Source organism: Brevibacillus brevis NBRC 100599, assembly GCF_000010165.1.
Lineage (GTDB): Bacteria > Bacillota > Bacilli > Brevibacillales > Brevibacillaceae > Brevibacillus > Brevibacillus brevis_D.
Window position 1 is genome coordinate 1,864,181 of record NC_012491.1, and the last position, 26,810, is coordinate 1,890,990.

The following is a 26,810-nucleotide window of genomic DNA, read 5'->3' on the forward strand; positions in this document are numbered from 1 at the left end:
AGGCATTATGAAACTCCTTTCCATAAAATCACTCTTAACCTATCTGCTATGCATTTCACTTTCCACAACGCTTATACCACTTGGAACCTTGCTGGCGAATGAACCTGCACAGATATCAATCTCAGATGAAACACCAAATACTGAAGCAGTCACCCCAAATGCGACAGTAAAAGAAATTCAACAATCCATAGATGAGCAGAACACCGCTCCTTCATCACGTAAAGGGGAGAATGATCCAACACAGTATAACGCAGAGGATGTCTCTTCTCTTACATGGACCCAGCTGGATGCTAACACAGCAATAGAAATCCACCAAACATTCGACCGAACCTTACTAAAGTACGCTGCCTATTTCTACTCAGATCTATTGCAGCTGCTTTCAACTGAAGAACAAGCAGAAGTCAAAACTTTTTCCAGTGACCAGCTCATTTCTCAATTCGATCATTTCAGTCAGGAAAATAAGGCCCTCTTAAATCGCCTTACACCCCTCGTGCAATCGAAAGTAAATGAAATCAAGAGTCTGGAAGAAACACTCGACATTCAAGCAGTGAATACAACTCCTCCAGAAGTTCTCTACACGGAAAAAGATCAGGAGTTTCGCTTTGCTCGTTCAAAAACAGAGCAATCCGTAGATGATGTATATCGCTCTGCAAACTTGGTCGAGCAAGATCTCTACTTATCAGGAAGGCATGGACTGGATCTGGATATAAAACGCAGATACCACTCCATGAGCAGTAAAATCAGTGCACCAAGCTGGGACGATGATCTAGACAAGAATGAAGCCCTGAAGGCCAATGAGAAATTTGCAACCGGCTGGGATTTTAATATGCCGAGACTGGATATCGTCACGCGTGAGCAGGCAGCCACGGTAAGGGACGACCCCTATAATCCAGGCCAGCAAATTTACTCCACTAAGGTAGACAAGAGTCCAACGGCGAATCGTTATTACATTAGCTTAGAGGACGGGACATCTTTAGAATACCGGTTCAACAAGTTCGTGAATTATCCATATAAAGACATCATGTTCATCACGGACGACGTGAATCGGAAATACACACTGCATTACCGTAATCTGAAGTATGAATTCGATGTAAAGCTAGGAACGGTCGTCAAATCCAATATTTATGGGGATACAATCAAGTACAACCTGAACAGCGACGGAGAGCCAGTCAGCATCGAAGACAGTGTCGGCCGCTATGTGGTGCTAAAACGAAAGCAAAACGACACCACGCAAGACTTGATAGTCTATAAAGACAAATCAGAGACTACCGTGCTCAAGCACATTCGCTACCACTTTGAACGAAAGCTAGCATTGAACGGTTACTTTCAGCTCGTTCGAGTAGAAGTCTTGCCGACAGCAGGGAGTGGAAGCGGTTCTTATACAGTAGCAAATTACTCCTATCATAATCCTACTACCAAGGGTATTGCTTATTTCAATTTGAACAAAGAATACACACTGGACAAGCTCCCAACTGATCAAAGCCTTCAAGATTCAGCAAAGTATTGGGAATCGGATACAAAGAAACGTAAGGAAATCGATTACTTGCTCATGCAAGAAGTTTCCTATCCGTTGCAAGGATTAAAAATCAACTACGAATATCGTCCCTATCAACTAGGTCAAACGACGTTCAATGACGGTCTCGTACGGATTTTTCAAGACAAGTATGCACTGAGCTATGTAGCTTATCATCCTGTTAATAAAGTATCGTACAGCTATACGCAGAAAACGCCAAAAGGAACCAATACGTATAAGCTGGAAAAGAGTTATGCCAATAACGACAACCTCCGCGAGATATGGAAGGTACCAAAGGAACAACTGCCTCGATTGAAGAATTTTGGGGATCGACATGGGGATACCATCCAAGTCACAGAATCTGAGGCTTCCCGTTATACGAAGAATTCCATTTACAAGGTCAATCAAGACGGAAATACGTTGTTGCGAAGCGAGAAGACAACAGGCGTGAGCAAAGGCGGTACAAATGTATCTGGCGCGAAGTATCGGGTCGAGTACAATCCAACTACGTACACAACCTATGCCTACTCCGGCCGGAACACCAAGCCGACGTATCAATACGTTTTCCTGGAACCGACATCGGCGGTGAGCGATCTAGATGTTTACAATTCCTACTTGAAAGACCCGAACCTTTCCAATCGCTCACGGTATGCGGCGAAGATCAACAATTACGCTCAAGAGACGTATTTGGAATATAACGATTACGGACAGCTAACTAAGCAGATTGCACCGGACGGGATTGTAAGTACATGGACATATGATGCAGAAGGGGTAAATCCATGGGGCTTCCGGACCTTCTCTGTATTGAAGGCCGCCAGAACGCAATCAACCTCCGCCTCAGGCGATCCGTATTATTCGAATACGACATTCGAGTATAACAATCAATATTTGCTTCGGAAGGAAACGGAGATCAACTCGTTCCCTGCCAATTTGATCAATAATCACAAGAGCCAATCAATCGAACGGACATATGAGTACACCAATAACCAGCTCTATTCGATTACAGAGAACTTTGGCGGAGGAAAGACAAGGACGCAGACCTTTACCGCCTATGATCAATATGGCGTTCAGCCAACACAAATCGCACTCGCAGGTGTTGAGCTGGAAAGCGGTAAATCGGATGTATTGAATTTTTCCTACGACATCGATGACAAAGGCCAAATCAAAAGCCAGACCTATCCGAACGGAAGCAAAGCTACATACGATTACGATGAGTTAGGCCGACCGTTATCCGAGACTTTTCACAATCAAGGCGCAAAACGGACCATTACGTATGTGTATCGGGACGGCGAAGCCTCTGGATCTAGTACAGATGGACCGGGCATCGTGGAGAAAATCGCCCCGGATCAATCAAAGCTCATCACTTACTACACCCCGTATGGAGATCCCGCCTATCAAGAGCAGGTGGGCACGACTGGTGCGAAGCGGCCTTTGGTAGAAAACGAGTTTACGCCAGATGGTATGGAGATTAGTCGCACGGTTCCTTACGGGAAGCAGGAGCAAAGCACCTCGTACCTGTATGACTGGGACGGTTTTGTGTACCAAACGACGAATTCCTTAGGAACCACTAAGAACCATCGAAACAATGCCTACTCGGATGGAACAAGATACTTACCCCGTCTGACGGAACAAACGCTCTCTCCGAATGGCTATATCGCGACCACCTACCGTGATTTGTATGGAAAAGTGGAGAGCACGGAGGAGACTACGCAAAGCGGCAGTCACCATCGCGTGACGAACTACCAGACGGATCGATTCGGGAAAGTAACCAATAAAGAAATCTCAGACGGCAAAACTTCCCAAGCGTGGAGTATGCGCTTCGACCATAGCGACAACCTGGTTTATTTGCAGGACCCTGAAAATAACGTAAATGTATACGGGTACGATGGGCTAGGCAATCTCACCAGTGTATTGGAGAACGGGACGACTACCGCTGAGTATACCTACAATAGTTTGTCGTGGAAGCTCTCGGAGAAGAATCCGGAGACAAAAGCGGAGACGTACACCTACGAAAAAAGCGGTCTTGTAAAGAGCTACAAGGACAAAAACGGCGTCACATTCAACTACGACTACACGCCTTTCCATGAGTTGAAGAAAGTTTCTTCCGGCGCTTCTTTCTATGAAGACCGGATGTATGATCCACAATCTGGCCTGCTTCTGAGTGAAAATAATCACACCGGAAACTCTATTAGCTATGGCTACGATGGATTCCATCGAAAGAATCGCCAAACGATGATGGACAAGGATTACCAGCTTCTGTATTCCGACAACGACGATATGATAGATACACTCGTATACCCGGCAAGGGGGGCGGTATCTGGTTCAGCCCCATCTCTAAGTGTCGGATACACCTATGACAACGCGAACCGATTAAACTCGGTGGCCATCCCGGGCGTTGGAACAACCACGTACACGTACGATATCAGTAACTCAGGAGAAACCAATGAAGTATCGTATCCGGGACAACCGAAAGCGATGCAGCAGTCGGTCAGCTCATTTGGTGAAAAAACAGCCTTGAATCACGCAGACGGCTGGAATGAGACGAATGGCTACGATCTGTTTGGAAATATCACCAGTCAAAAGCGTTCCGGTACGAATTATGGATTGTTTGTGTACGACAAGCTTTCCCGGATCAAGGAAGAATCGGTCGAGGGAAACGTCAAGCAATACGCTTATGACAAGCGCGGCAACCGTCAAGTGTATGCCAATGCTCCGGTAGATATCCTGGGCTCCTATGAAATGAAGCATGATTTGTTTAATCGTTTGCAGGAGTACAAGGATGGGAAAGGGACAACGACATACACGTATTATCCAGGTGGACTTCGAGCGACGAAGCAACAAACGGGTAGCGTAACGGATACGACTCACTACGTCTATTTGGATGGGCAAGTGATTGAAGAGCTGACGCAGGATGGCAGGGTCAAGGCGCGGAATGTGTTTGGTAACCAGTTGATTTGGCGAAAAGACTATGCGTCGAATCTTGAAGGTACCTACTATTACAACAGCCACGGTGATGTTGTCAAAATCAAAGCTCCTAATGGGAATGTTCTGAATACGTACGACTACGACATCTGGGGCAATTTGATTGCGGATAAGGTCAAAGAGACGATTTCCAATCCGTTTATGTATGCGGGGGAGATGTTTGACAAAGAGAGCGGATTCTATTATTTGCGGGCCCGGTATTATGATCCGAAGATAGGGCGGTTTATATCGGAGGATACGTATAAAGGGCAAGTGGATAATCCGCTGACGCTTAACAGGTATACGTACGTGAGCAGTAATCCTTTAAAGTATATTGATCCTAGTGGACACCAACAGGTAATACAATCAGAATTTTCGCCAGGAGGAAATTACTACTACTACGATAAAGAAGGAGTAAGACGGATTCATGGTAGTAAAGAAATCGATTGGGATTTTTATGTAGATTGGTACGGTCGAGACGCATATGGAATGGTAGAAGAATTGCGTGGTACTAATTCTGTAAAAAATACAATTGCTATGTATGCTGGTCAATTACACCGTGAAAGAATTGGGATGCCTGACTCAATTAATGGTAGTGGCTCATTCGGAGTTTCCAAAAACGCAGGGAAATTGTCTAAAGGGACGAATATTCTTAGTCCCAAACTTATTGAGCTTCATACGAAATTAGATGAACTTGCTGAAAAACATCTACTCCCACAATTTAGAGCAATTGACCCTAATCTCAAGGCGGGTTATACTGGTTCATTTAAGACTGGCACTGTTGGGAATCAGAGCAAACCGACGTTTGGCCAACCTATTGATATGAGTAAGTATGATATTGATTATTATATAGAAAGTGATATTTTGTACGAGAAATTTGGTAATGGTCTAAAAGCTAATCCCGAATTTAGAAAAATCCTCTCAGAGACGCCAGGATTTGAAGGGCTTAAACCGAATAAACAGGGTTTCTCAATTAAATTTAAGCCATCAAGTAAATAGGAGGAGGCGAACATGCAAATGGCTGACAAAGTATATGGTGCTTATTCAAAGGTATTCATTCAATACGAAGGTTCATTACAAGACTTAGGCTCAAAAATAGAAAAAGGACTAAATATACCTGAAATAAGATATGAAAATATGGAGGATGAACCTTATGATTTAGTGGGTTACTATGAGGTTTTAGGCTTTGAGGTTGAATTAAGAAGCATACATGATAGTGAAAAGTGGCCTGATTATCAATACTTCCTTGGAGTAACTACTACTGATTCATTCCAAGAAGTATTTAATGACCAGATGTTCGACATTTCACTATGGATGGCACGGTACATTTCACTTAGTTGTGAGGTAACCACCATGGCGGAAAACTTAGATAAACAAACAGGTCAATCATTCTATTTCAATAAAACAACATTAAAAAGAGAAAGTAGTATCATTGAAGCAAGTCAATAGTTTGGAAAGCCATATAGGGAATCCATTTCCTTCTATGGCTTTTCCTTTTTTTGGGGGCTATCCAGTGCCGAATGAACCCATCCTTCACCCAAGTACCCGTATGAAAATTTCGACATTTCTTTTGTAATCACATTAATGCTTGAATTATACAATCTAAATAACGCAATTTCGTTACATTGACCAGATTTTTTGTTATCTTCGCTTTCACTTAGTTTTTCCAATTCTATCACATTAGTAGAAGAGTGTGTTTCGCCAGGTGGTGATAGAACAAGGATTGCCACTATAACTATGGATAGAACGACTACTGAAAGTGAGAGAGTCAGTAAAGAATCGGAATTTGTCCGAAACCAAACTGATCTAATGTAACGACAAAACTTTTTCTACCAATAAACACATTCGAACCATAAAACAATGACAAAACTTGAATATTATGGTATTTTCTCTGTAAAAACACGTCACGCCTCTCGCATATCTCGAGTCGCACGAAAGGAGATCGATAGATTTGCTCATAGCCATAAACATGATCTTTCTACTTATCTTTGCCTTCATACTGGCAAAACTCCTCACCCTACTAAAACAAACACAAGATCAGGTCCATCACTTCCACCCATTCATCCCAGAAACCGGACCAGCAATCGGCACCAAACTACAATCGCTACCTTTCCGCACACTAAACGGTCTAGAGCAACAACTAAATCACCTGCCCCGCCCACTCATCGTAAACTTCACGCATACAGGCTGCGGGCACTGTGCCAATCATGTGCACGAACTATTATCCGAGGGAAGGGTACTCACAGATGCATCCGTTATCATCTCGACAGAATCCGAGCACATATCCACTTCCCAATGGCTACAAGAAAATAACATATCCGGCATACCAGTATTGATCGGCAACGAACCCATGCTGGAAGCATACAAGATCAACCATTTCCCCAGCGTTTTCGTAATCGATGAGCAGGACGTCATTCGTGCCAAGCCGATAACCGCAGTGGATACCAAAAAGAAGCTCCTGGCGCTAGCAGGTGAACCAGCATGATTCGCTCCTATTTTGCAAAAACCGTTCGATTGATTTGGACACATGGCAAGCTATGGCTCATTTGTTCCATTGCTCTCAGAATCATCCTGGCATTTTCCCCGTTGGCTACGATCTGGATTATGAAAGAAATGGTGAACGAGGTTACAGCCATTGCGCTGGACCAAACAGATGATTACCAGCCATTGCTTTGGCTGCTTGCGGGATTGTTTTCCGTGACGTTGGTGACGAATGCGTTGGAAACGGTCTTGCGTGTTCTCAATGCCCATACGGAGCAACGACTGGAATATCATTTGGAGCATATGGTAGCAAAGAAAGCAGCATCTGTTCCGCTCTCCTATTTCGATGATCCGGAATTTTACAATCATCATCACCGCATTCGGGCAGAAGCAATGGGGGAACGCTTCCTGGACCCTCTGGAAAGGGTATTGGATCTCGGTAAAAATCTGATTACTCTGATTTCGTTTGCGGTATTTTTGTTTAGCATTCACTGGGGATTAGCTGTGATGAGCTTGCTGGCCGTGATCCCGCTGTTAATTGTCCAAATCAAATTTGGGATGTCGGAATACTATCTCGCAAGGCTACAGACGCCGGAAATTCGAGAAGCTGCCTACATCAGCTCGATCCTGAATGAGCGCGACAGCTCCAAAGAGGTCCGACTGTTTCAGCTCAAGGACTTTTTGCTAGGCAGATGGTCTCGCCTGTTTTTGAAAAATATGAAAGAGGTACTTCGTCTGCTCCACCGCAGAGAAAAAGCACTGATTCTCTCAGGGATCTTTACCTCCTCGATGTATATTGGCTGCTTGGGATTGGTCGTATCGCTGCTTCGTGCAAGTGCCCTGATGGTAGGGGATTTTGTAGCGATTGCACAAGCGGTACAGAATACGCAGCAGCTGCTTTCGCAAATGACCTTTAACCTCGCACATATCGTCAACAGATGCTTGTACATCGCTGATCTGTTTGACTTTCTGGAATACGAGGATAAAACGATTCCGCAGCTCACTGGCAAAGCGGAGTTTCCGACCAAGCTGCAATCTGGTATTACATTTGATCGGGTTTCGTTTTGCTATCCCAAAATGGAGCGCAATGTGATCGATGAAGTTTCCTTTACGATCAAGCGGGGGGAGCGTATTGCGATTGTTGGCGATAATGGCTCTGGAAAAACGACGCTCGTCAAATGCCTGATGGGGCTTTATCCGATCCATTCAGGAAATATTCTGTTCGACAATCAGTCGATTCGTGAGCTCGATATTTCCGACCTGCAACGAAATATCACGGTCATTTTCCAAGACTTCATACGGTACAACTTCACTGCTGGAGAGAACATCACCATTGGGAGAGTGACGCAGGAAGTCAATCCCGCCCAGATGAGGCAGGTAGCGGTTGAAACCGGTGCAGATACCTTTATTCGTCGGCTCCCTAGTGGTTACGATACGATTTTGGGGCGGACGCTACAGGATGGCGAAGACTTGTCAGGTGGACAGTGGCAGAAGGTCGCGTTGGCGCGGGCTTTATACAGAAGAGGAGAGATTTTTATTCTGGACGAGCCTACGGCGGCACTTGATCCGCAGGCAGAGCTGGAAGTATTTCAGCAGTTTGATGCCCTCACCCAGAATAAGACGGCGATTTTTATTTCCCATCGGATGGCTGCGGCACGAATGGCGGATCGGATTTTTGTCATGAAGCAAGGTCAGCTGATCGAAGTCGGGCATCATGATGAGCTCATGGATGCAAACGGAGAATATTCGCGTATGTACCGCATGCAGGCGAAATGGTTTGCGTAACAAAGGAGGGGTGTTATGGAGGAGCTTGGGCTGCTGTTTCGGCTGATTCTCGCGTTTTTATTTCTCAGTACGTTTATTTCAAAAATAAGGGATATAGGCACGCATTTGTCCATTGTGCGAGCCTATCAGATCATACCTTATTCGTGGTCAAAAGGCTTTACGTATCTGGATCTGGGGCTGCAAGTCACCGTAGCGGTTTCCTTGCTGATCGGTCTTTTTACAACGCTGGGACTGTCCTTGGCGATTTTGTTGCTAGGGGTGTACACACTTGCGATCAGTATCAATCTAGCAAAAGGAAGAAAGAAGATTTCATGCGGGTGCGGCGGAATGGCGGGAAACCATTTTTTATCGTGGAAGCTCGTATTGCGTAACCTCGTATTCATCAGTCTGGCAGTCTGTGTGGGGCAATGGAACGGGGGCTGGGCGAGTGTTGACCATTATTTGTTGTCCGGTAGTTTCGAAATCACCAACGAAGTTATGGCTATCTTCTTTTCGAGTGTATGCATCTCACTACTCATGGCCATTAGCGGAGAAATCAGTACGTTCAAACATATTTTAGGGAAAAGGCAGGGATGAACATGTCTACAGGCTGGATGATTGGGTTCGGGGTATTATGGGTGACGGTCATCGCAATTTTGGTCGTCTTGTTTCAAGTATTAAAGGTGGTCGGGACGTTCATTAATAAAATGGAAGCAGCAGAAGAGTACAGTAGAAGAAGCGACAAAAATATGAATTCCTGAAATTTCAGAAAATGCTTTCAATTTTCATATAATCATTGTATTATATACCTGTAAATACAATTTATACCAAAGGGGCGATAAGAATGTTCAAGAAATTACTCCAAAAGCTCGGAGCAAGTGGATTTGCAGGATGCCAAAAAGGATGCATAAAAAATGGCCCATTGTGTGAATGCCCTTGGTAGTTTTTCAGACACATAAGTAGAGCAAGACTGTCTCGCTAGTAGAGAATTCTACTACATGAGGCAGTCTTGTTTTTTGCTAAACCGAAAATTAACGTTCTAAATCTAAATGAAGCAAAGGAAAGGGCCTTCCGGAACCATCCAGTTCAGATCGTCCTGTTTGCACAAATCCATACCGTTTGTAGAAAGCGTGAGCCCCTTCGTTTTGCTCGTTGACATCTACTTTCAAATGCGGGCCATACTTACGCTCTGCATGTTCGAGTAATCTGCTCCCAATCCCTTTCCCGTGATATTCTGGATCAACGAACAGCATTTCGATTTTCGTTCCATCAAGCCCAATGAAGCCTACAGGCTCTTTCTTTTCGTTTATTTCCATCCATACCTCAACAGCAGATAGTGCTTCATTTTTTACCATGTTTTTATAAAACGCAATATCTTCTGTCGTCAAAAAATGGTGCGTACGGCAAACAGCACGATACCAAATATCTACCAATTGATCACGATAGCTGGCTTCATAAACTACAGTTTTGGTATTCATCATGAAACCTCCCAATTCAAACTAACAAACAAAAAAGAGCGCTCTTGAGAGCCTATTATATAGAGTCGCCAGGAACTTTCCTATCTTGTTCACAGTTTTTCTATCCTCCCAGAATAATCTGACAACTGAAAAGGGGGAAGGGTGCAAAAAGATGCGAGATATTTCATGGAAAAAACGGGATTTTCTCGCTCTATTTAGCAGAATTTTTAAAATATTTCAGACATCAATTCTCGGATTGAGCTATACTGTCTTTATGGAACAATCTTCTAATTAGTGGGGGCGGAAAGAATGAAAAAACTCGTTTCTTTGGCAGTCGTTGCAAGTATTGCGATCCCGTTACTAAGTCCAACTTTTGTCCAACAGGCAGCTGCAAACGCTATTCATGACTATCGGAATGAAGTTCAGGTCAACCAGTTCCGCCCACATGGGGGAGATAAGCAGGAAGTGAATGATTTCATCGCGTCCTTGGTAAAGCAACGATCCAATCCTGCTGAAGTAGCAAAGCTGGTAGCAGATGACTCCTTGACGAATTTTGCGATGAAAACCTATATGGAAGGATTGGCGCAATACAAAAACATTCAGGTGATCGAAGCAAAGGTAGACAAGCTGTACACCGTCACGAAAGAGGACGCCTTCAATAATTATCGCGCGATTGTAAAATTCAAATACGTCGGGTATACCGCAGATAACAAGGCGATTGAAAAAACGGATTATCTCGGCTTGGCAAGACTCGGGACAGACCCGGTAAACTGGAAGGCGTGGGGCGTCATTTGGCAGGACTCTGGCATCGATGTGTCAGATGTGAAGCTGATTCAGTTAGAGAAGCCGCGCAAAGGCGAAGAAGTATGCGTGATCACGACAGATGCGGGTGTGATCAAGCTGAGACTGTTCCCGAACAAAGCTCCAAAAGCGGTGGAAAACTTTAAAACACTCGCGAAAAAAGGGCAATACAACAATATGATATTTCACCGTGTAATCAACGACTTCATGATTCAGGCGGGAGATTTGAAAGGGCCCGATGGCAAGGAGCTGCCGAGTATTTATGGCGAGTCGTTTGAGGACGAGTTTAGCCGGGATCTGTTCAATTTCAGAGGAGCACTCAGCATGGGGAACGCTGGACCTAATACGAATAGCACGCATTTCTACATTGTACAAAGCCCGAAGGTAGATCAGGAGTACCTCGATTTGTCGGCGCTGCCGCTGAATGCAGAAGCGAAGTATAAAGAAATTGGCGGACGAGCTTACCTCGACAATCGTCACACTGTTTTTGGGCATGTATTTGCCGGGATGGAGGTCGTAGACAAGATCGCAGCCCAGAAAACAGATGAGAATGCAAAGCCCATCCAAAATCCGATCAAGGTACAAAAGATCGAATTTGTCCCGTATAGCGAATAAGTTTTGCCAACAAAAACCCCCTCTCATTCCTGACATTTGGGATGAGGAGGGGGTTTGTCAATGAAAGGGATATGCAAGTTAATACGGCTCCCAGCGCAGTTTCCGTGCTTGCTCGAATCGCTCTTCCACATAGGGCCAGTTGACGATATTCCACCAGTTCTCTACATACTTGTCTCGCTGGTTTTGATACGCCAGGAAATAGGCATGCTCCCATACGTCCAGAGCCAGTAACGGAATCACATCCCATTGTGACAGGTTCTGGTGCTTTTCGGCTGTAAGAATCTCCAGATGATGTGCGCGCGGGGCCCAAACGAGGATCGCCCACCCCGGACCTTCTACCTTTTCTGCCGCCTGGCTAAATTGTCTTTGAAAGGCGTCATACGAACCGAAATACCGATTGATTGCCGCTGCGAGATCACCAGAGGGAGTGCCACCCCCATTTGGACTCATGGATGACCAGAAGATCGTATGCAAGTAATGACCGGCCCCATTAAAGGCTAGCTCGCGCTCCCAATGGCGTATGAGATCGAAGTTGCCACTTTCTCGCGCATCTGATAGCTTCCTCTCTGCTGCATTGAGATCGTCTACATACTTTTGGTGCAGTTTGTTGTGATGGATTTGCATGGTAGCTTCATCGATGTACGGCTCTAAAGCGTTGTACGCATAAGGGAGCGGGGGGAGGGTATGTCGGCCGACAGCCACGGGGCGTGCCGCACGGACTGGCTCACGTGCACCGGGATAGGAAACGTGCTCTGGCACAACAGGCACTTGTACTTCTTCTGCCATCGCTGGCTGTGCATGTATTGATTCCGCAACAGGTTCCTTCGCTTCTTCTTCCAGTTGGTCATCCTCACTCAACTGTGCCAGTCGTAAAAAGTGATGGAATTGCTCCTGCACTTGTTCTGCGCGAGTGATGAGAGTAGGGAGTTCGTCGCTGTCTTTTGTTGAATCAAGCTTGGATGCTTGTCTTCCGATCCGTGTAAATGTTTCTTCGAATTTGTGCAGATGCCGTTCGAGTTCTCGGTTGAGGGTCTTATGTTTTCGCAAATGCTCGATCCATTGTCGCCCCCATTGGCTCCAGTCCAGCAAATTCTTGGCTTCTTCTACCAAAAGATTCTCCTCCTCGTGGGCACATCATCACTCCCCACATTATGAAAGGCGCCTAGAGAAGGTGCGACATTTGCGGAGTACAAGAAATTTCATCTACGCATATGGTAGTAGCACAAATGTTTGAGTGGTATGCTGTACTATATTCATTTCAACAGGGGAGACACATTAGTATGAGTAGAGAACGAGCGATTGCCGTTATTGATTCAGGAGTGGGAGGATTAACTGTTGCGAAGGAAGTCATGCGTCAGCTACCCGAAGAACGGATTGTTTATGTAGGCGATAATGCCCGTTGTCCGTATGGCTCCAAATCGCCGGAAGAGATTCGTACCTACAGCTTTCAAATGATCGACTATGTGATGCGTACACCGTTAAAGGCATTGGTGATCGCCTGTAATACTGCGACTGCCGTCGTGCTGGAGGAAGCGATAGGGGATTTGCCGCTACCCGTCATCGGGGTGATTGAGCCAGGGGCGCGTGCGGCTGTTCAAGTAACGAAAAACGGAAGGATCGGTGTCATCGGGACGGAAACGACCATTCGTACCAAGGCGTATGAACGTGCGCTTTTGCGGATTCAGCCTGATCTGTACGTCGCAGGAATGGCTTGTCCCGCATTTGTGCCACTGGTGGAGAGCCACATGGCAAATACGGAGGAAGCAAGAAGAGTTGTAAAAGAAACGCTTGCCCCGTTCTTGCACGAAGATTTGGACACGTTAATTTTGGGTTGTACACACTATCCGTTGCTAGCACCAATTATTTCGGAAGTGATGGGAGACCGAGTACGCCTGATTAACTCCGCAGAAGAAACAGCGCGAGAATTGTCCCTACAAATCGCGACGGACGCCGAACGCAAGCAAATAGAGCGCCCGGAGCATCTGTTTGTGACGAGTGGGGATGCCAACAAATTCCGGACCATTGCAGAAGAATGGCTGGATTGCAAAGTTAACGTCCAGCACAACTCACTGGAAAAAACTGTCCAGCCCTGATGGAAGACCTTGTCTGGCGAGACAAACTTTCAACGCATAAACCCAAGCCTAGCTCGTATACATGGTAGTACAAAGTGTGTGGAGGAGGCTGGGGAAATGAAGATAAGGCACATCGGGAAAATGACGGCCGTGCTGGGAGTTAGCGCAGTGCTTTTGTCGGGCTGCGGTCTCTTTGGCCCGGAAAAGGAAACGATTAGTATTGATGCACCACCACAGTCAGAGGTATCTGTGGATTTGCCCAACGGCACGCCGTCCCCGGATGCTGCAAAAGATGGCGCACAACCGGTGGTTCAGGAGACTGGAGAGAGAATGGTGTACTTGCAGGATGCTAACGGATATATCGTTCCTGTCTCGATGACTCTTCCGAAATCAGACGGTCCTGCCAAACAAGTATTGAGCTACATGGTAAAAGGTGGACCGGTTGAGAGCATGCTCCAGGGTGGCTTCTCCGCTGTCTTGCCGAAAGGGACAGAAGTAAAAGGACTTGTCATCAAGAACGGCGTAGCCACTGTCGATTTTTCCAAAGACTTCAAAACGTACGAAGAGAAGGACGAGAAGAAAATTGTCGATGCAGTCACCCGGGCGTTGACGGAATTTAGCACTGTCAAGACTGTGCAAATTTGGGTGAACGGAACACTGTTAACAGAAATGCCAGCAACCAAAACACCCATCACGCTATTAGACCGGAATCAAGGAGTCAATCTCGAACTGGGCGATGGGGCAGTGCCAGGAGATACCTCCAGCGTAACGGTTTATTTCCAAGGTCAGCTGGATGATACACGTACGTATTATGTCCCGGTCACTCGTCTGGTTCCTGAAACAACTGACATCGCCAAGGCAACGGTCGAAGAGTTGATCAAAGGACCGAAACAAGGATCTCAGCTCTTCAGTTCCTTGCTGCGTACGACACGTGTTCTGAATGTGAAGCAGGAAAAAGATTTGGTGACAGTCAATTTGAGCAGTGACATCCTCAAGTATGACGATGGCAAGGAAGCGAGCCCAGAAGCTCTGCAATCGCTTGTCTTGTCATTGACAGAGACGACAGGAGCCAAGCAAGTGCAGCTGCTAGTGGAAGGAAAACCGCTCGCTAGTGGCGCGTTTACCAAGCCAGTGAGCCGCCCGGTTCAACTCAATCCCATACAGATGTAAGGAACGAGCCACGCCCGTATTAACGAGCGTGGTTTTTGTTCGCCAATGGTTCGTTGTCACCAGCCCGTACGGTTCTCCAAATAACGGGCCCGAGTCCAAGTGATGGGATCGTGATCAAAAGACCTGCCACAAAGCCGACTATACGTGGGTCAGCCATCGTCAAAATCCAGCCGCCAAGGAGCATGGACAGACCGATCAGAATATTTGAGATCGTCGCATCCAAAGCGAATACTCTGCCATGGTAGCTGGGGGTGACATGCCGCATGATCAACGTATTCAGGCTGGCGTTTCCCATTCCTCCCGCCACGGTGGATAGCGCAAAAAACAGTGCCGTTACATAAATCGTAGGTGAAAAGCTGGTCAAAAGCATTCCAAAGCCTTCCAAAGCAAAGCTGCTGGCAGCCACTTCGTAAAAGTATCGTTGAAAGCGCTGAGCAAGTATTCCTCCGATGATGAAGCCAATTCCGATCGCACCGTACAACAGACCAATTCCCCATTCACCGGCAGCAAACACTTGATAAGCATAGACACTGATCAAGACATTGATGATCCCCCCACCGATTGGCCACACGGCTTTTAGCAAAAAGATGGCGTACACAATCGGTGTGGATGTGATGGCGCGTATCACCTCTCCGTAGGAAGAGACTTTAGCAGCCTGCTGCAACTGTACGTTAGAAACGGGGTCGTTTGGGGAGGCGGGTACCTTCAGCCTAGCCAGAAACAGAGCCGAGGCGAAAAAGGAGAGGGCATTGAAAAGAAAAGCGAGATCACTTCCCCACAGTGCAACAAAAATACCGCCGATCAACGAACCGATGGCCATGACGATTCCATAGATACTTTGATCAAGTGCATTCGCAGTCGCCAATTCCTCAGGGTCAACGATTTTGGGCAGCAGGGACATTCGTGCAGGATTGTAAAGGGAAGAAAAGGCAACTAACGAAAAAGTACCTGTATAGACCATCCATACATCTGATTTTTCAGATACGAGCAAAAACGAAAGAGCAACGAAGCCGCGAACGAGATCACAGGCGACCATCACTTTTTTTCGATCAAAACGGTCTGCCATTAGACCGCCCAGTGGACCAAAAATCAAGTGAGGCAGCGTGCGTAGTGCGAGGGTAATGCCTACCGCGATAGCTGTTCCCGTTATTTCGAGCAGCAGTGCAAGTACAGCAACGCTGTTAAACCAATCTCCGATTCCGCTTAAGAAATTGGCGGTTAAAAGGCGCCGCAGATTCGGCTTTTTCAAAAGAAACAAGAAGCTCATAAGTAAATTCACCAACCATCAAATTAATTAAATATCTAATTAGATAATATTTTAAATAGACGAGTGACGGCAAGAAATTTTTTATGAGGAAGGAAGTGACAAGAATATTTGCAATTCACGTAAATAGGGAAGAGGCGTTTGTGCAGTGGCAGATCGTTTCCCGCCTCTGGTATAATGAGCGGAGTGTAACAAAGCGATTTAGGAGGAACTTGGAATGAGAGTGGATGGCCGTGCCCATGACCAATTGCGCCCAGTAACCATTACGCGCAATTACATTAAACACGCAGAAGGATCTTGCCTGATTGAAGTCGGAGACACAAAGGTGATTTGTACGGCGACTTTGGAAGAACGGGTACCGCCTTTTATGCGTGGTGGCGGGAAGGGCTGGATCACAGCCGAGTATTCCATGCTTCCCCGAGCAACAGCGACCCGCAACGCGCGTGAGTCGTCGAAAGGAAAAGTCGGTGGACGAACAATGGAGATTCAGCGTCTGATCGGACGTGCTCTGCGCTCCGTTGTAAACCTTGAAGCAATGGGTGAACGCACCATTTGGCTGGATTGCGATGTCATTCAGGCAGATGGAGGTACACGGACAGCTTCGATTACCGGAGCGTTTGTGGCAATGGTAGACGCGATGCAAAAGCTGGTGGATAGTGGCACCTGGAAACAGCTTCCGCTAAACGATTTCCTGGCAGCAACCTCAGTAGGGGTAGTCGGCGAGGAAGCCGTGCTGGATCTCAACTACAAAGAGGATTCTACAGCAATTGTCGACATGAATGTCGTCATGACGGGAAAAGGAAAGTTTGTCGAGCTGCAAGGAACAGGGGAGGATGCACCGTTTTCGCCTGAACAGCTACAAGAAATGATTTCCCTTGCAAAAGTCGGCATTGACAACTTGATCCACAGTCAAAAAGAGGCGCTCGCTGATGTTACGCTCTCTTTTGCACAATCGGTAGCGGAGGAAAGTCATGCCTAATCGAAAAAAAGTCGTTCTCGCAACACGGAACCAAGGAAAAGTGAAAGAATTCAACAGGCTGTTCGCAGATGCAGGCTGGGAAGGGATTAGCCTCGCTGAATTTGATGGTGTGCCTGAGGTAGTAGAAGACAAGGACACCTTCGAAGGAAATGCGCTGAAAAAAGCAATCGAAATCTCTACATACTTGAACATGCCAGCTCTCGGTGACGATTCCGGTCTGGAAGTAGATGCGCTGGAAGGACGCCCGGGTGTTTACTCCGCACGCTTCGCTGGGGAGGATGCAACAGACGAGCAGAATTGGCGTAAATTGTTGAATGAGCTGGAAGAGGTATCGACAGAAGAACGCACAGCTCGCTTTCGTTGTACGTTGGCGTTGGTGATTCCGGGCGAAGAGCCAATCATTGCCACTGGCGCTTGTGAGGGTGTGATCGCGCGTGAACCAAAAGGGACAAATGGCTTCGGTTACGATCCGGTATTCTACGTCCCATCGATGGACAAAATGATGGCCGAACTCATGCCAGAAGAAAAGAATCAGATTAGCCACCGCGCTCGTGCCATGCAGCAACTGCTTGCAATCCTCAAGTAGACAAGAGAGAAAACAGGAGAGTGAAGCGTGATGGGAATTCTCATCATGAGCGATAGCCACGGCTTGGTTCGGGAAGTAAGCCAGGTCGTCAACCGACATCATGTCGAAAAAATTCTGCATTGTGGCGATTTTTGTGTCGACCATAAGCGCGAGCCGTTTTCCAACATGACGCTTGTCCGAGGCAATTGCGATTCGACACAAGAGGTGCCGACTGAGCAAGAGACCAAATGGCGCGACCTTCACATCCTGCAAACGCACGGGCATCTTTTCGGAGTGAAAGGCTCTCTTCTGCGCCTTCATTACCGTGCAGAAGAGGTCGGGGCAAATGTAGTCGTATTCGGTCACTCCCATGTACCTGTCTGTGGAGTAGAAAGAGACATTTTGTTTCTAAATCCAGGTAGCCTGCAAATGCCACGAGGTTTTCACGTACCGACATATGCTCTTTTAGAAGAGACAGGAACGAGCCCGACAGAAACTTACATATCCGTGGCGTTTTATGATCATGCAGGCAACCCGGTTCCACAATTGGGAGGGAACTATTCTGTTCGTCGACCAATGAGGTCTTCTTGAAAACTAAAAGATTTGTGCTATACTAGAATGGTTATAATGGCTAGAATATTATCATCCGAGCCTGCGAAGATACCATGGCGCGGCTGGCGATGTTCTGTTATTCGATTTAGGAGGGGAAGTTTACGTGGCAGCAAATTGGGAAAAGGTAGAGAATAACCAGGGAGTCCTGACGATTGAAGTAGATGCTACGCAAGTAGACGCAGCATTGGATCAAGCGTTTAAAAAAGTGGTTCAAAAAGTTCAAGTTCCAGGATTCCGCAAAGGAAAAGTACCACGCAAAATGTTCGAATCCCGTTTTGGTGTAGAATCTTTGTACCAAGACGCTCTTGACATTCTGCTTCCAACTGCATACGGACAAGCTGTTCGTGAAGCTGGTATCGAGCCAGTAGATCGTCCAGAAGTAGACGTAACGCAAATGGAACAAGGGAAAAACCTGATCTTCAAAGCGACTGTAACTGTGAAGCCTGAAGTGAAGCTGGGCGACTACAAAGGTCTGTCCATCGAAGAAAAAGACTTCTCTGTAACAGAAGAGAGCGTTGACGCTGAACTGAAGCGCATGCAAGAGCGTCATGCTGAGCTCGTAGCAGTAGAAGAGGGTGCCGCACAAACAGGCGATATCGCTGTAATCGATTTCGAAGGCTTCCAAGACGGAGTAGCTTTTGAAGGCGGTAAAGCAGAAGATTATTCTCTGGAACTGGGTTCCGGTACTTTCATCGCAGGGTTCGAAGAGCAACTGGCTGGTTTGAACATCGGCGAAGAAAAAGAAATTACCGTAACTTTCCCTGAAGAGTACCACTCTCCTAACCTCGCTGGTAAAGAAGCGGTATTCAAAGTAAAGCTGAACAGCCTGAAGCGCAAAAACATGCCTGTTTTGGATGATGAGTTTGCCAAAGACGTGAGCGAGTTCGACACGCTGGAAGAGCTGAAAGCAGACACCAAGAAAAAACTCGAAGAAAAAACAGCGCAAGAAAAAGATCAATATGTTCGTGAGCAACTCGTTCTGAAAGCAGCTGAAAACGCTGAGATCGATTTGCCAGCAGTAATGGTTGAGCATGAATTGGATCAAATGGTTAATGAATTTGGTCAACGTCTGCAATACCAAGGTATGACGCTGGAACTGTACTACCAGTTCTCCGGCATGGATGAGAGCCAACTGCGTGATCAATTGCGTGCAGACGCAACATCCCGCGTTCGCACTTCCTTGACTTTGGAAGCAATCGGCAAAGCAGAAAACATCGAAGCAACAGAAGAAGACGTAAACGCAGAACTGGATAAACTGGCTGGCGTATACGGCCGCCCAGCAGATGAGCTGCGCAAAATCTTCTCCGCACAAGATGGCATGGCTGCTCTGTACCGCGATGTGCAAACTCGCAAAACAGTAGATTTGCTGGTTGCAGAAAGCAAAGTAACAGCATAAGCTTAGAAGAACGCATGATTGGTCAGTGGGTAGGCTAACCCTGACGCTGGCTGTCAAGACCACAAGGCACGAGTGTATCGTGCCTTGTTTTTCCACCATTGACTTTTTTCGGCAAAGGAGGAAAATACATAATGTTAATCCCTATGGTCATCGAGCAAACAAGCAGGGGAGAGCGTTCCTACGATATTTACTCGCGCCTCCTGAAAGACCGGATTATTCTCTTGGGCACCGAGATTGATGATGAAATCGCCAATCTGATTGTCGCTCAGCTGCTATTCTTGCAGGCAGAAGATCCGGACAAAGACATATCGCTATACATAAACTCTCCAGGTGGTTCTGTTACAGCAGGAATGGCCATCTATGACACCATGCAGTACATCAAACCGGATGTGTCCACGATTTGCGTGGGCATGGCTGCCAGTATGGGTGCTTTCCTGTTGGCTGCTGGTGCAAAAGGCAAGCGCTTTGCTCTGCCAAACGCCGAGGTAATGATTCACCAACCGCTCGGCGGTGTGCGTGGGCAAGCAGAAGACATCCGCATTCATGCGGAATGGATTATGAAAACGAAGCGCCAGCTGAATGAGATTTTGTCTGAGCGGACAGGTCAGCCTTATGAACGCGTAGAGCAAGATACAGACCGCGACAATTTCATGAGTGCAGAAGAAGCAAAGGCCTACGGATTGATTGACTCTATTATTGAACGCAAAAACTGACCCGTTGTGAGGTGAAGCGCATGTTTAAGTTTAACGACGACAAAGGCCAACTGAAGTGTTCCTTCTGCGGCAAGTCCCAGGAACAGGTGCGCAAGCTGGTAGCTGGTCCTGGTGTTTACATTTGTGACGAATGTATCGAACTGTGCAATGAAATTGTACAGGAAGAACTGGGCACTGAAGAAGAAATCGATATGAAAGAAATTCCAAAGCCAGTGGAAATTCGCAAAATCTTGGACGACTATGTCATCGGTCAAGATATGGCGAAAAAATCCTTGTCTGTAGCGGTGTACAACCACTACAAACGGATTAATTCCGGGGCGAAGATCGAGGATGTGGAGCTGCAAAAATCCAACATCATGCTGATCGGTCCGACTGGTAGCGGAAAAACGTTGCTCGCGCAAACATTGGCGCGCATTCTGAATGTACCTTTCGCGATTGCGGACGCAACTTCTCTGACAGAAGCAGGCTATGTGGGCGAAGACGTTGAAAACATCTTGCTCAAGCTCATTCAAGCTGCTGACTATGATGTGGAGAAGGCTGAAAAAGGAATCATTTACATCGACGAGATTGATAAGGTAGCCCGCAAATCGGAAAACCCATCCATCACGCGTGATGTATCTGGTGAAGGCGTTCAGCAAGCGCTCTTGAAAATTTTGGAGGGTACCGTTGCGAGTGTTCCACCACAAGGCGGACGCAAGCATCCTCACCAAGAGTTCATCCAAATCGACACGTCGAACATTTTGTTCATCTGCGGTGGTGCATTTGATGGCGTCGAGCAGATTATCAAGCGTCGTTTGGGTAAAAAAGTCATCGGTTTCGGTGCAGACTTCGGCGATGGTGTAAAAGGCGATCTGAAAGCCGGAGAATACCTGAAATACATTTTGCCGGAAGACCTGCTGAAATTTGGTCTGATTCCGGAGTTCGTTGGTCGTTTGCCAGTGCTGGCTACTTTGGAGCCGTTGGATGAGGAGACGCTCGTGCGTATCCTGACAGAGCCGAAAAACTCTTTGGTGAAACAGTACCAAAAACTGCTAAGTCTCGACGGTGTTGAGCTGGAGTTCGATAACGGTGCGCTGCTGCAAATCGCGAAAGAAGCGATTAAGCGCAACACTGGTGCGCGCGGACTGCGTGCGATTATCGAACAAATCATGCTCGATATGATGTATGAGCTTCCTTCCAGAGAAGACGTCAACAAGTGTGTCATTACCGAAGAAACGGTACGCGATAAAGTGAAGCCGCAACTGTTGACCAAAGAAGGACAGGAATTGCACGAAGAAACAGCCTAAGCATTGTCTACAAAAACCATCTCGTTATCAGCGAGGTGGTTTTTTTGTTGGTGGTTTACGTCTACGCTTGCGGGGCAATACTACTTGATATCGTTCAAGAGAAGCTTTACATATGCACAATACGGTCATGAACGTGCTCCTCTCTCTTCGGAGGACAAAAGTTGACCGCAAGCGAAGACGCATGGGAGGGACTGCATATGGACTATACGACATTGGTCATTGCTGTCATTGAAGTGGTTGTTGGTATCGTGATCGGCACCTACTTTTGGAACTTGCTGCGAGCGCAGAGAAACACGAAAACCTCAACCGAAAAGGAATCGCGCAAGGATCTTGATTCCATTCGGAAAATGAGAATGGTTGCGTTGACAGAACCTCTATCAGAGAGAACAAGACCGGCGACTTTGGAAGAAATTGTAGGACAAGAAGATGGGCTTCGTGCGTTGCGTGCCGCTTTGTGCGGTCCCAACCCGCAGCATGTCATTATTTATGGACCACCAGGCGTAGGCAAGACCGCAGCGGCTAGAGTTGTACTGGAAGAAGCGAAGAAAAATCAGCTATCACCGTTTTCTTCTGATGCCAAGTTTATTGAAATCGATGCGACGATTGCGCGGTTTGATGAGCGTGGGATTGCTGACCCGTTAATTGGCTCCGTACATGATCCGATTTATCAAGGGGCAGGCTCGCTTGGGCAGGCAGGGATTCCGCAGCCAAAGCCAGGCGCTGTGACGAAAGCGCACGGTGGCATGCTTTTTCTTGATGAAATCGGGGAACTTCATCCTATTCAGATGAATAAGTTACTAAAGGTTCTCGAAGACCGTAAAGTCATGCTGGAGAGTGCTTACTACAGCGAGGAAAATAACCAAATTCCTTCGCATATTCATGACGTTTTCAAATACGGTTTGCCCGCCGACTTTCGTCTGGTTGGAGCGACGACGAGGCTGCCAGAAGAACTGCCTGCTGCGCTTCGTTCCCGTTGCCTGGAAATCTTTTTCCGTCCATTAAAGGCTGGAGAAATTGGGTGTATCGTGCGTACGGCCGTACCTAAAATGAATATGAATATAGAAGATAGCGCTGTTTCTGTGATCGAGCGCTACGCAACCAATGGACGTGAAGCGATCAATACCTTGCAAATCGCCGCGGGAATTGCCTTGACGGAAGAACGCCAAGACATCCAGGCTGCCGATGTGGAATGGGTAATGCACAGCAGTCAAAAATCGCCTCGCCCCGAAAAACAAGTGCATGATACACCGCAGGTCGGTTTGGTCAACGGTCTTGCTGTGTACGGTCCGAACATGGGCAGTGTGATGGAGCTTGAAGTGACGGCTTCACCCGCAGCTGTTCCTGGTCAAGGTCGAATGGCGATGACAGGAATGGCAGAGGAAGAGGAAATGGGCAGCCGCAGCCGGACGATTCGCCGAAAGTCGATGGCAAAAGGCTCGATCGAAAACGTTTTGACTGTCTTGAGCAGAATGGGCGTCCGTCCGTATGATTATGATCTGCATATTAATTTTCCGGGAGGCATCCCTGTTGATGGGCCTTCGGCAGGCATTACCATTGCCACAGCGATCTACTCGGCGATTGTGAATCAGCCTGTCGATAATTTACTGGCGATGACTGGCGAAGTGAGTATACATGGGAAGGTAAAGCCAGTTGGGGGTGTAGTGGCAAAGGTGGAAGCCGCCAAACAGGCGGGAGCGACCAGAGTCCTCATTCCACAGGAAAACTGGCAAAGTATTTTTGCGGACATGAATGGGATCGAAATCATTCCGGTGTCTACAGTCTCTGAAGTAATCGAGCTAGCTGTACCGCAAGCTACCATGCAAGAAGAGGAGGCGACGGGATTTACTTTGCAAATCCCAGAAGAGGATCTCGCTTCCTCTCCGCTATCCCTGTAACAGTCGGGTATGCTCGCAAATTAGACATCGGATTGTGTTTGCGCTACAATGGAAAAAAGCTTCTGCTTGCAAAGAGCCAGAGGCCTTGCCCGGCCTGAAACGAGCTCCACAAAAAATGATTGTGTATGATCTTTTTTGTCTCGTTTTTTGGGGCCGGGTGGGCGTTTAAAAAACGGCTTTGAGGGCCGTTTTTGTCTGTTATAAGGCTCTTTGTAAGAGGGTAGATCAACAAGGAGAGGTGCATCCGCTTGGGCGAACGTTCCGGTAAACGAGAATTACCGCTTCTCCCGTTGCGAGGATTGCTTGTTTATCCGACAATGGTACTCCATTTGGACGTTGGACGGGAAAAGTCCATCCGCGCATTGGAGCAAGCCATGGTAGACGATAACAAGATTTTGCTTGCGACACAAGAAGAGGTCCACATAGAAGAGCCAGATGCTGAGCAAATTTACAGGATTGGTACCGTTGCGCGTGTGAAACAAATGCTGAAGCTGCCAAATGGGACAATCCGTGTTTTGGTAGAAGGCTTGCAACGCGCGAAGATCGAGGAGTATCTTCAACAGGAAGATTATTTCGTCGTGTCGATTACATATTTGCAAGATGAAAAGACAGAGCAAAATGAAGTGGAAGCTTTAATGCGTTCCTTGCTGGGCCACTTTGAGCAGTACATCAAGCTGTCCAAAAAGGTTTCTCCAGAGGCACTGACCTCTGTGCAGGATATTGAGGAACCAGGACGTTTGGCCGATGTCATTGCTTCCCATCTGCCGCTCAAGATGAAGGACAAACAAGAAATTCTGGAGACGACCAACATCAAGGAACGTCTCGAAATTCTTTTGACCATTTTGAACAACGAGCGCGAGGTACTTGAGCTGGAGCGCAAGATCGGCAACCGCGTGAAGAAACAGATGGAGCGCACGCAAAAGGAATACTACCTGCGTGAGCAAATGAAAGCTATCCAAAAAGAGCTGGGCGACAAGGATGGCCGCCAAGGTGAAGTAGATGAGCTGCGTGCCGGGCTCGAAAAATCGGACGCTCCTGAACGGATCAAAGCGAAGATCGAGAAGGAGCTCGAGCGTCTGGAAAAGATGCCGGCGACTTCTGCGGAAGGCTCAGTCATCCGCACATATATCGATACCTTGTTTGCGCTACCGTGGACGAAGACGACAGAAGACAATCTGGATATTCATCATGCACAGCAAGTTCTCGATGAAGATCATTACGGCTTGGATAAACCAAAAGAGCGTGTCTTGGAGTATTTGGCAGTACAAAAGCTGGTAAACTCCATGCGTGGACCGATCCTTTGTCTGGTTGGTCCTCCGGGTGTCGGGAAAACATCTCTGGCCCGTTCCGTAGCGCGTGCAATCGGGCGTGAATTCGTTCGTATTTCCTTGGGGGGAGTGCGCGATGAAGCAGAAATTCGCGGTCACCGCCGTACGTATGTAGGAGCTCTCCCAGGACGAATCATCCAAGGAATGAAGCAAGCTGGCACGGTTAATCCTGTCTTTTTGCTGGATGAGATCGACAAGCTCGCGTCCGATTTCCGCGGAGACCCTGCGTCTGCCCTACTTGAAGTGCTAGATCCAAACCAAAATGATAAATTCAGTGATCACTATATCGAAGAGACCTATGATTTGACGAACGTCATGTTTATTACGACCGCAAACAGTCTCGATACGATTCCGCGTCCGCTCTTGGACCGGATGGAGGTCATCTCGATTTCCAGCTATACCGAACTGGAAAAGCTGAACATTTTGCGTGATTATCTCTTGCCGAAGCAAATGCAGGATCACGGTCTGGGCAAAGATAAGCTGAAGATGAACGACGATGCGATGCTGAAGCTCGTTCGTTTGTACACGCGGGAAGCGGGAGTCCGAAACCTCAATCGCGAAGCAGCAAACGTATGCCGCAAAGCTGCCAAGCTGATTGTGGGCGGTGAGAAAAAGCGTGTCGTGGTTACGGTCAAGACGTTGGAGACGCTGCTCGGTAAACCGCGCTACCGCTATGGTCTGGCGGAGATAAAAGATCAAGTCGGCTCCGTTACGGGTCTGGCTTGGACACAAGCAGGCGGAGATACGCTGAATGTAGAAGTCAGCATTTTGCCTGGAAAAGGAAAGCTCACCCTGACAGGGAAACTGGGTGACGTCATGAAGGAATCTGCGCAGGCTGCATTCAGCTATATTCGCTCCCGTGCAGAACAGTGGGGAATCGATCCTGCCTTCCACGAGAAGAACGACATCCACATCCACTTTCCGGAAGGGGCGATTCCAAAAGACGGTCCGTCTGCTGGGATTACGATGGCAACCGCACTCGTATCCGCCCTCACGAAAATCCCTGTGAAAAAAGAGGTGGGGATGACCGGGGAGATTACCTTGCGAGGTCGTGTACTGCCAATTGGCGGGCTGAAAGAAAAGTGCATGTCCGCTCATCGCGCAGGTTTAACCACGATTATTTTGCCAAAAGACAACGAGAAGGATATCGAGGATATCCCGGAGAGCGTACGCGGTGAACTGACATTCTATCCAGTTGACCATTTAGATGAAGTGCTGCGTCACGCGCTAACTAAACAGCCAGTAGGTGACAAAGCATGAAAGTAACATCATCAGAGTTTATTATCAGTGCGGTTGGACCGAAGCAGTATCCGACAGATGGCCTCCATGAGATCGCGTTGGTAGGACGCTCTAACGTAGGAAAATCATCATTGCTCAATAAAATGATGAACCGCAAAGGGCTTGCCCGGATTAGTTCTCGTCCGGGTAAAACCCAGACATTGAACTATTTCCGTGTCAATCAAATGCTCTACTTCGTTGACTTCCCGGGTTATGGGTATGCAAAGGTAGCGAAGACGATCAAGGAACAATGGGGAAAAATGATCGAGGGTTATTTGAAAAACCGGAATGAGCTTCGCTTCATTATTCAACTGGTCGATATTCGCCATGCTCCGAGTAAAGACGATATTGCGATGTACGATTGGTGCAAGCAAATCGGGCTCCCTACCGTAGTCGTAGCGACGAAAGGTGATAAAATCGCTCGCGGGCGTTGGCTACAGCATACAAAGATCATCCGTCAAAGCCTGAATTTGCGCGGGGATGATACGATCATTGTATTTTCCTCGGAGACAGGTCAAGGCAAGGATGAGCTGTGGGCAGAAATCATGCGTCGTATCCGTGCTGGTGAGGAAATGGCAAGGGAGACGGCTGCCAGGGCAGAAGAGATTGCTCCAGCCAGTGAGTAATTCTTAGACCCAATTCGTCGTGGGGAAGGGAGCA

21 protein-coding genes are annotated in these 26,810 nt (G+C 47.2%); 18 read left to right on the top strand and 3 right to left on the bottom strand.

Annotated elements, in window-relative coordinates:
* The first annotated feature begins 7 nt into the window (after nucleotides 1–7).
* The 6 genes from BBR47_RS09195 to BBR47_RS31195 all read left to right on the top strand — a co-directional run bounded on the left by BBR47_RS09195 (nucleotide 8) and on the right by BBR47_RS31195 (nucleotide 9,480).
* Nucleotides 8–5,473, top strand: a complete 5,466-nt coding sequence (locus tag BBR47_RS09195) for an RHS repeat domain-containing protein (RefSeq protein ID WP_012685497.1) — start codon at nucleotides 8–10, stop codon at nucleotides 5,471–5,473.
* Nucleotides 5,474–5,485: 12 nt separating this feature from the next.
* Entirely contained in the window at nucleotides 5,486–5,923 is a 438-nt protein-coding gene (locus BBR47_RS09200; protein WP_012685498.1) for a hypothetical protein, read from the top strand.
* Between the two features lie 502 nt (nucleotides 5,924–6,425).
* Complete coding sequence (locus tag BBR47_RS09205; protein ID WP_041749335.1) at nucleotides 6,426–6,959, top strand: TlpA family protein disulfide reductase; 534 nt, start codon at nucleotides 6,426–6,428, stop codon at nucleotides 6,957–6,959.
* Complete coding sequence (locus tag BBR47_RS09210) at nucleotides 6,956–8,740, top strand: ABC transporter ATP-binding protein (protein ID WP_012685500.1); 1,785 nt, start codon at nucleotides 6,956–6,958, stop codon at nucleotides 8,738–8,740. The genes BBR47_RS09205 and BBR47_RS09210 overlap by 4 nt, the downstream gene beginning before the upstream one ends.
* Nucleotides 8,741–8,755: 15 nt before the next feature.
* Nucleotides 8,756–9,316 carry a MauE/DoxX family redox-associated membrane protein gene (locus tag BBR47_RS09215; protein WP_012685501.1) on the top strand — a complete coding sequence of 187 codons (561 nt, stop codon included), beginning with the start codon at nucleotides 8,756–8,758 and terminating at the stop codon, nucleotides 9,314–9,316.
* Nucleotides 9,313–9,480, top strand: coding sequence for a hypothetical protein (locus BBR47_RS31195; protein ID WP_173362197.1), 168 nt, complete (start codon nucleotides 9,313–9,315; stop codon nucleotides 9,478–9,480). Before BBR47_RS09215 ends, BBR47_RS31195 begins: the two co-directional genes overlap by 4 nt.
* Before the next feature lie 270 nt (nucleotides 9,481–9,750).
* Here the strand turns inward: BBR47_RS31195 and BBR47_RS09220 are convergent, their stop codons facing one another.
* Entirely contained in the window at nucleotides 9,751–10,197 is a 447-nt protein-coding gene (locus tag BBR47_RS09220) for an acetyltransferase (RefSeq protein ID WP_012685504.1), read from the bottom strand.
* A gap of 288 nt (nucleotides 10,198–10,485) precedes the next feature.
* On the opposite strand from BBR47_RS09220, the gene BBR47_RS29890 reads away from it, so the two are divergent.
* Nucleotides 10,486–11,592: a peptidylprolyl isomerase gene (locus BBR47_RS29890; protein ID WP_041749336.1), complete on the top strand. Its 1,107-nt coding sequence runs from the start codon at nucleotides 10,486–10,488 to the stop codon at nucleotides 11,590–11,592.
* A gap of 78 nt (nucleotides 11,593–11,670) precedes the next feature.
* On the opposite strand, the gene BBR47_RS09230 is transcribed toward BBR47_RS29890, so the two are convergent.
* On the bottom strand, nucleotides 11,671–12,702 hold the full coding sequence (locus tag BBR47_RS09230; protein ID WP_041749337.1) for a superoxide dismutase: 1,032 nt from the start codon (nucleotides 12,700–12,702) through the stop codon (nucleotides 11,671–11,673).
* Nucleotides 12,703–12,872: 170 nt separating this feature from the next.
* Here BBR47_RS09230 and racE point away from each other — a divergent pair, with 170 nt between their 5' ends.
* Nucleotides 12,873–13,685, top strand: coding sequence for a glutamate racemase (gene racE, locus BBR47_RS09235; protein ID WP_012685507.1), 813 nt, complete (start codon nucleotides 12,873–12,875; stop codon nucleotides 13,683–13,685).
* A gap of 96 nt (nucleotides 13,686–13,781) precedes the next feature.
* On the top strand, nucleotides 13,782–14,834 hold the full coding sequence (locus BBR47_RS09240; RefSeq protein WP_012685508.1) for a GerMN domain-containing protein: 1,053 nt from the start codon (nucleotides 13,782–13,784) through the stop codon (nucleotides 14,832–14,834).
* Between the two features lie 19 nt (nucleotides 14,835–14,853).
* Here the strand turns inward: BBR47_RS09240 and BBR47_RS09245 are convergent, their stop codons facing one another.
* The gene (locus BBR47_RS09245) at nucleotides 14,854–16,101 is read right to left on the bottom strand and encodes an MFS transporter (protein WP_012685509.1); all 1,248 of its coding nucleotides are present in this window, start codon (nucleotides 16,099–16,101) and stop codon (nucleotides 14,854–14,856) included.
* Nucleotides 16,102–16,315: 214 nt separating this feature from the next.
* Between BBR47_RS09245 and rph the strand changes: the two genes are divergently transcribed.
* The 9 genes from rph to yihA all read left to right on the top strand — a co-directional run bounded on the left by rph (nucleotide 16,316) and on the right by yihA (nucleotide 26,776).
* The gene (rph, locus tag BBR47_RS09250) at nucleotides 16,316–17,077 is read left to right on the top strand and encodes a ribonuclease PH (protein WP_012685510.1); all 762 of its coding nucleotides are present in this window, start codon (nucleotides 16,316–16,318) and stop codon (nucleotides 17,075–17,077) included.
* Complete coding sequence (locus BBR47_RS09255; RefSeq protein ID WP_012685511.1) at nucleotides 17,070–17,663, top strand: XTP/dITP diphosphatase; 594 nt, start codon at nucleotides 17,070–17,072, stop codon at nucleotides 17,661–17,663. The genes rph and BBR47_RS09255 overlap by 8 nt, the downstream gene beginning before the upstream one ends.
* A 30-nt stretch (nucleotides 17,664–17,693) precedes the next feature.
* The gene (locus BBR47_RS09260; RefSeq protein WP_012685512.1) at nucleotides 17,694–18,233 is read left to right on the top strand and encodes a metallophosphoesterase family protein; all 540 of its coding nucleotides are present in this window, start codon (nucleotides 17,694–17,696) and stop codon (nucleotides 18,231–18,233) included.
* A 124-nt stretch (nucleotides 18,234–18,357) separates the two neighbouring features.
* Nucleotides 18,358–19,650 (top strand): trigger factor, encoded by a 1,293-nt coding sequence (gene tig / locus BBR47_RS09265; protein WP_012685513.1) that lies wholly within the window; start codon nucleotides 18,358–18,360, stop codon nucleotides 19,648–19,650.
* A gap of 131 nt (nucleotides 19,651–19,781) precedes the next feature.
* Nucleotides 19,782–20,363, top strand: coding sequence for an ATP-dependent Clp endopeptidase proteolytic subunit ClpP (clpP, locus tag BBR47_RS09270; RefSeq protein ID WP_012685514.1), 582 nt, complete (start codon nucleotides 19,782–19,784; stop codon nucleotides 20,361–20,363).
* A 20-nt stretch (nucleotides 20,364–20,383) separates the two neighbouring features.
* Nucleotides 20,384–21,649 (top strand): ATP-dependent protease ATP-binding subunit ClpX, encoded by a 1,266-nt coding sequence (clpX, locus tag BBR47_RS09275; RefSeq protein WP_012685515.1) that lies wholly within the window; start codon nucleotides 20,384–20,386, stop codon nucleotides 21,647–21,649.
* 197 nt (nucleotides 21,650–21,846) lie between these two features.
* Nucleotides 21,847–23,544, top strand: a complete 1,698-nt coding sequence (gene lonB / locus BBR47_RS09280; protein WP_012685516.1) for an ATP-dependent protease LonB — start codon at nucleotides 21,847–21,849, stop codon at nucleotides 23,542–23,544.
* Between the two features lie 248 nt (nucleotides 23,545–23,792).
* Nucleotides 23,793–26,132 (top strand): endopeptidase La, encoded by a 2,340-nt coding sequence (gene lon / locus BBR47_RS09285; protein WP_012685517.1) that lies wholly within the window; start codon nucleotides 23,793–23,795, stop codon nucleotides 26,130–26,132.
* Nucleotides 26,129–26,776 (top strand): ribosome biogenesis GTP-binding protein YihA/YsxC, encoded by a 648-nt coding sequence (yihA, locus tag BBR47_RS09290; protein ID WP_012685518.1) that lies wholly within the window; start codon nucleotides 26,129–26,131, stop codon nucleotides 26,774–26,776. Before lon ends, yihA begins: the two co-directional genes overlap by 4 nt.
* The last annotated feature ends 34 nt before the right edge of the window (nucleotides 26,777–26,810 follow it).

Coding starts and splice junctions, on each gene's coding strand:
- BBR47_RS09195 (WP_012685497.1), top strand. CDS start 8: ATGAAACTCCTTTCCATAAAATCACTCTTAACCTATCTGCTATGCATT.
- BBR47_RS09220 (WP_012685504.1), bottom strand. CDS start 10,197: ATGAATACCAAAACTGTAGTTTATGAAGCCAGCTATCGTGATCAATTG.
- lonB (WP_012685516.1), top strand. CDS start 21,847: ATGGACTATACGACATTGGTCATTGCTGTCATTGAAGTGGTTGTTGGT.
- rph (WP_012685510.1), top strand. CDS start 16,316: ATGAGAGTGGATGGCCGTGCCCATGACCAATTGCGCCCAGTAACCATT.
- BBR47_RS09245 (WP_012685509.1), bottom strand. CDS start 16,101: ATGAGCTTCTTGTTTCTTTTGAAAAAGCCGAATCTGCGGCGCCTTTTA.
- clpP (WP_012685514.1), top strand. CDS start 19,782: ATGTTAATCCCTATGGTCATCGAGCAAACAAGCAGGGGAGAGCGTTCC.
- racE (WP_012685507.1), top strand. CDS start 12,873: ATGAGTAGAGAACGAGCGATTGCCGTTATTGATTCAGGAGTGGGAGGA.
- BBR47_RS09260 (WP_012685512.1), top strand. CDS start 17,694: ATGGGAATTCTCATCATGAGCGATAGCCACGGCTTGGTTCGGGAAGTA.
- BBR47_RS31195 (WP_173362197.1), top strand. CDS start 9,313: ATGAACATGTCTACAGGCTGGATGATTGGGTTCGGGGTATTATGGGTG.
- BBR47_RS09210 (WP_012685500.1), top strand. CDS start 6,956: ATGATTCGCTCCTATTTTGCAAAAACCGTTCGATTGATTTGGACACAT.
- BBR47_RS09255 (WP_012685511.1), top strand. CDS start 17,070: ATGCCTAATCGAAAAAAAGTCGTTCTCGCAACACGGAACCAAGGAAAA.
- BBR47_RS09200 (WP_012685498.1), top strand. CDS start 5,486: ATGCAAATGGCTGACAAAGTATATGGTGCTTATTCAAAGGTATTCATT.
- BBR47_RS09240 (WP_012685508.1), top strand. CDS start 13,782: ATGAAGATAAGGCACATCGGGAAAATGACGGCCGTGCTGGGAGTTAGC.
- BBR47_RS29890 (WP_041749336.1), top strand. CDS start 10,486: ATGAAAAAACTCGTTTCTTTGGCAGTCGTTGCAAGTATTGCGATCCCG.
- clpX (WP_012685515.1), top strand. CDS start 20,384: ATGTTTAAGTTTAACGACGACAAAGGCCAACTGAAGTGTTCCTTCTGC.
- BBR47_RS09215 (WP_012685501.1), top strand. CDS start 8,756: ATGGAGGAGCTTGGGCTGCTGTTTCGGCTGATTCTCGCGTTTTTATTT.
- yihA (WP_012685518.1), top strand. CDS start 26,129: ATGAAAGTAACATCATCAGAGTTTATTATCAGTGCGGTTGGACCGAAG.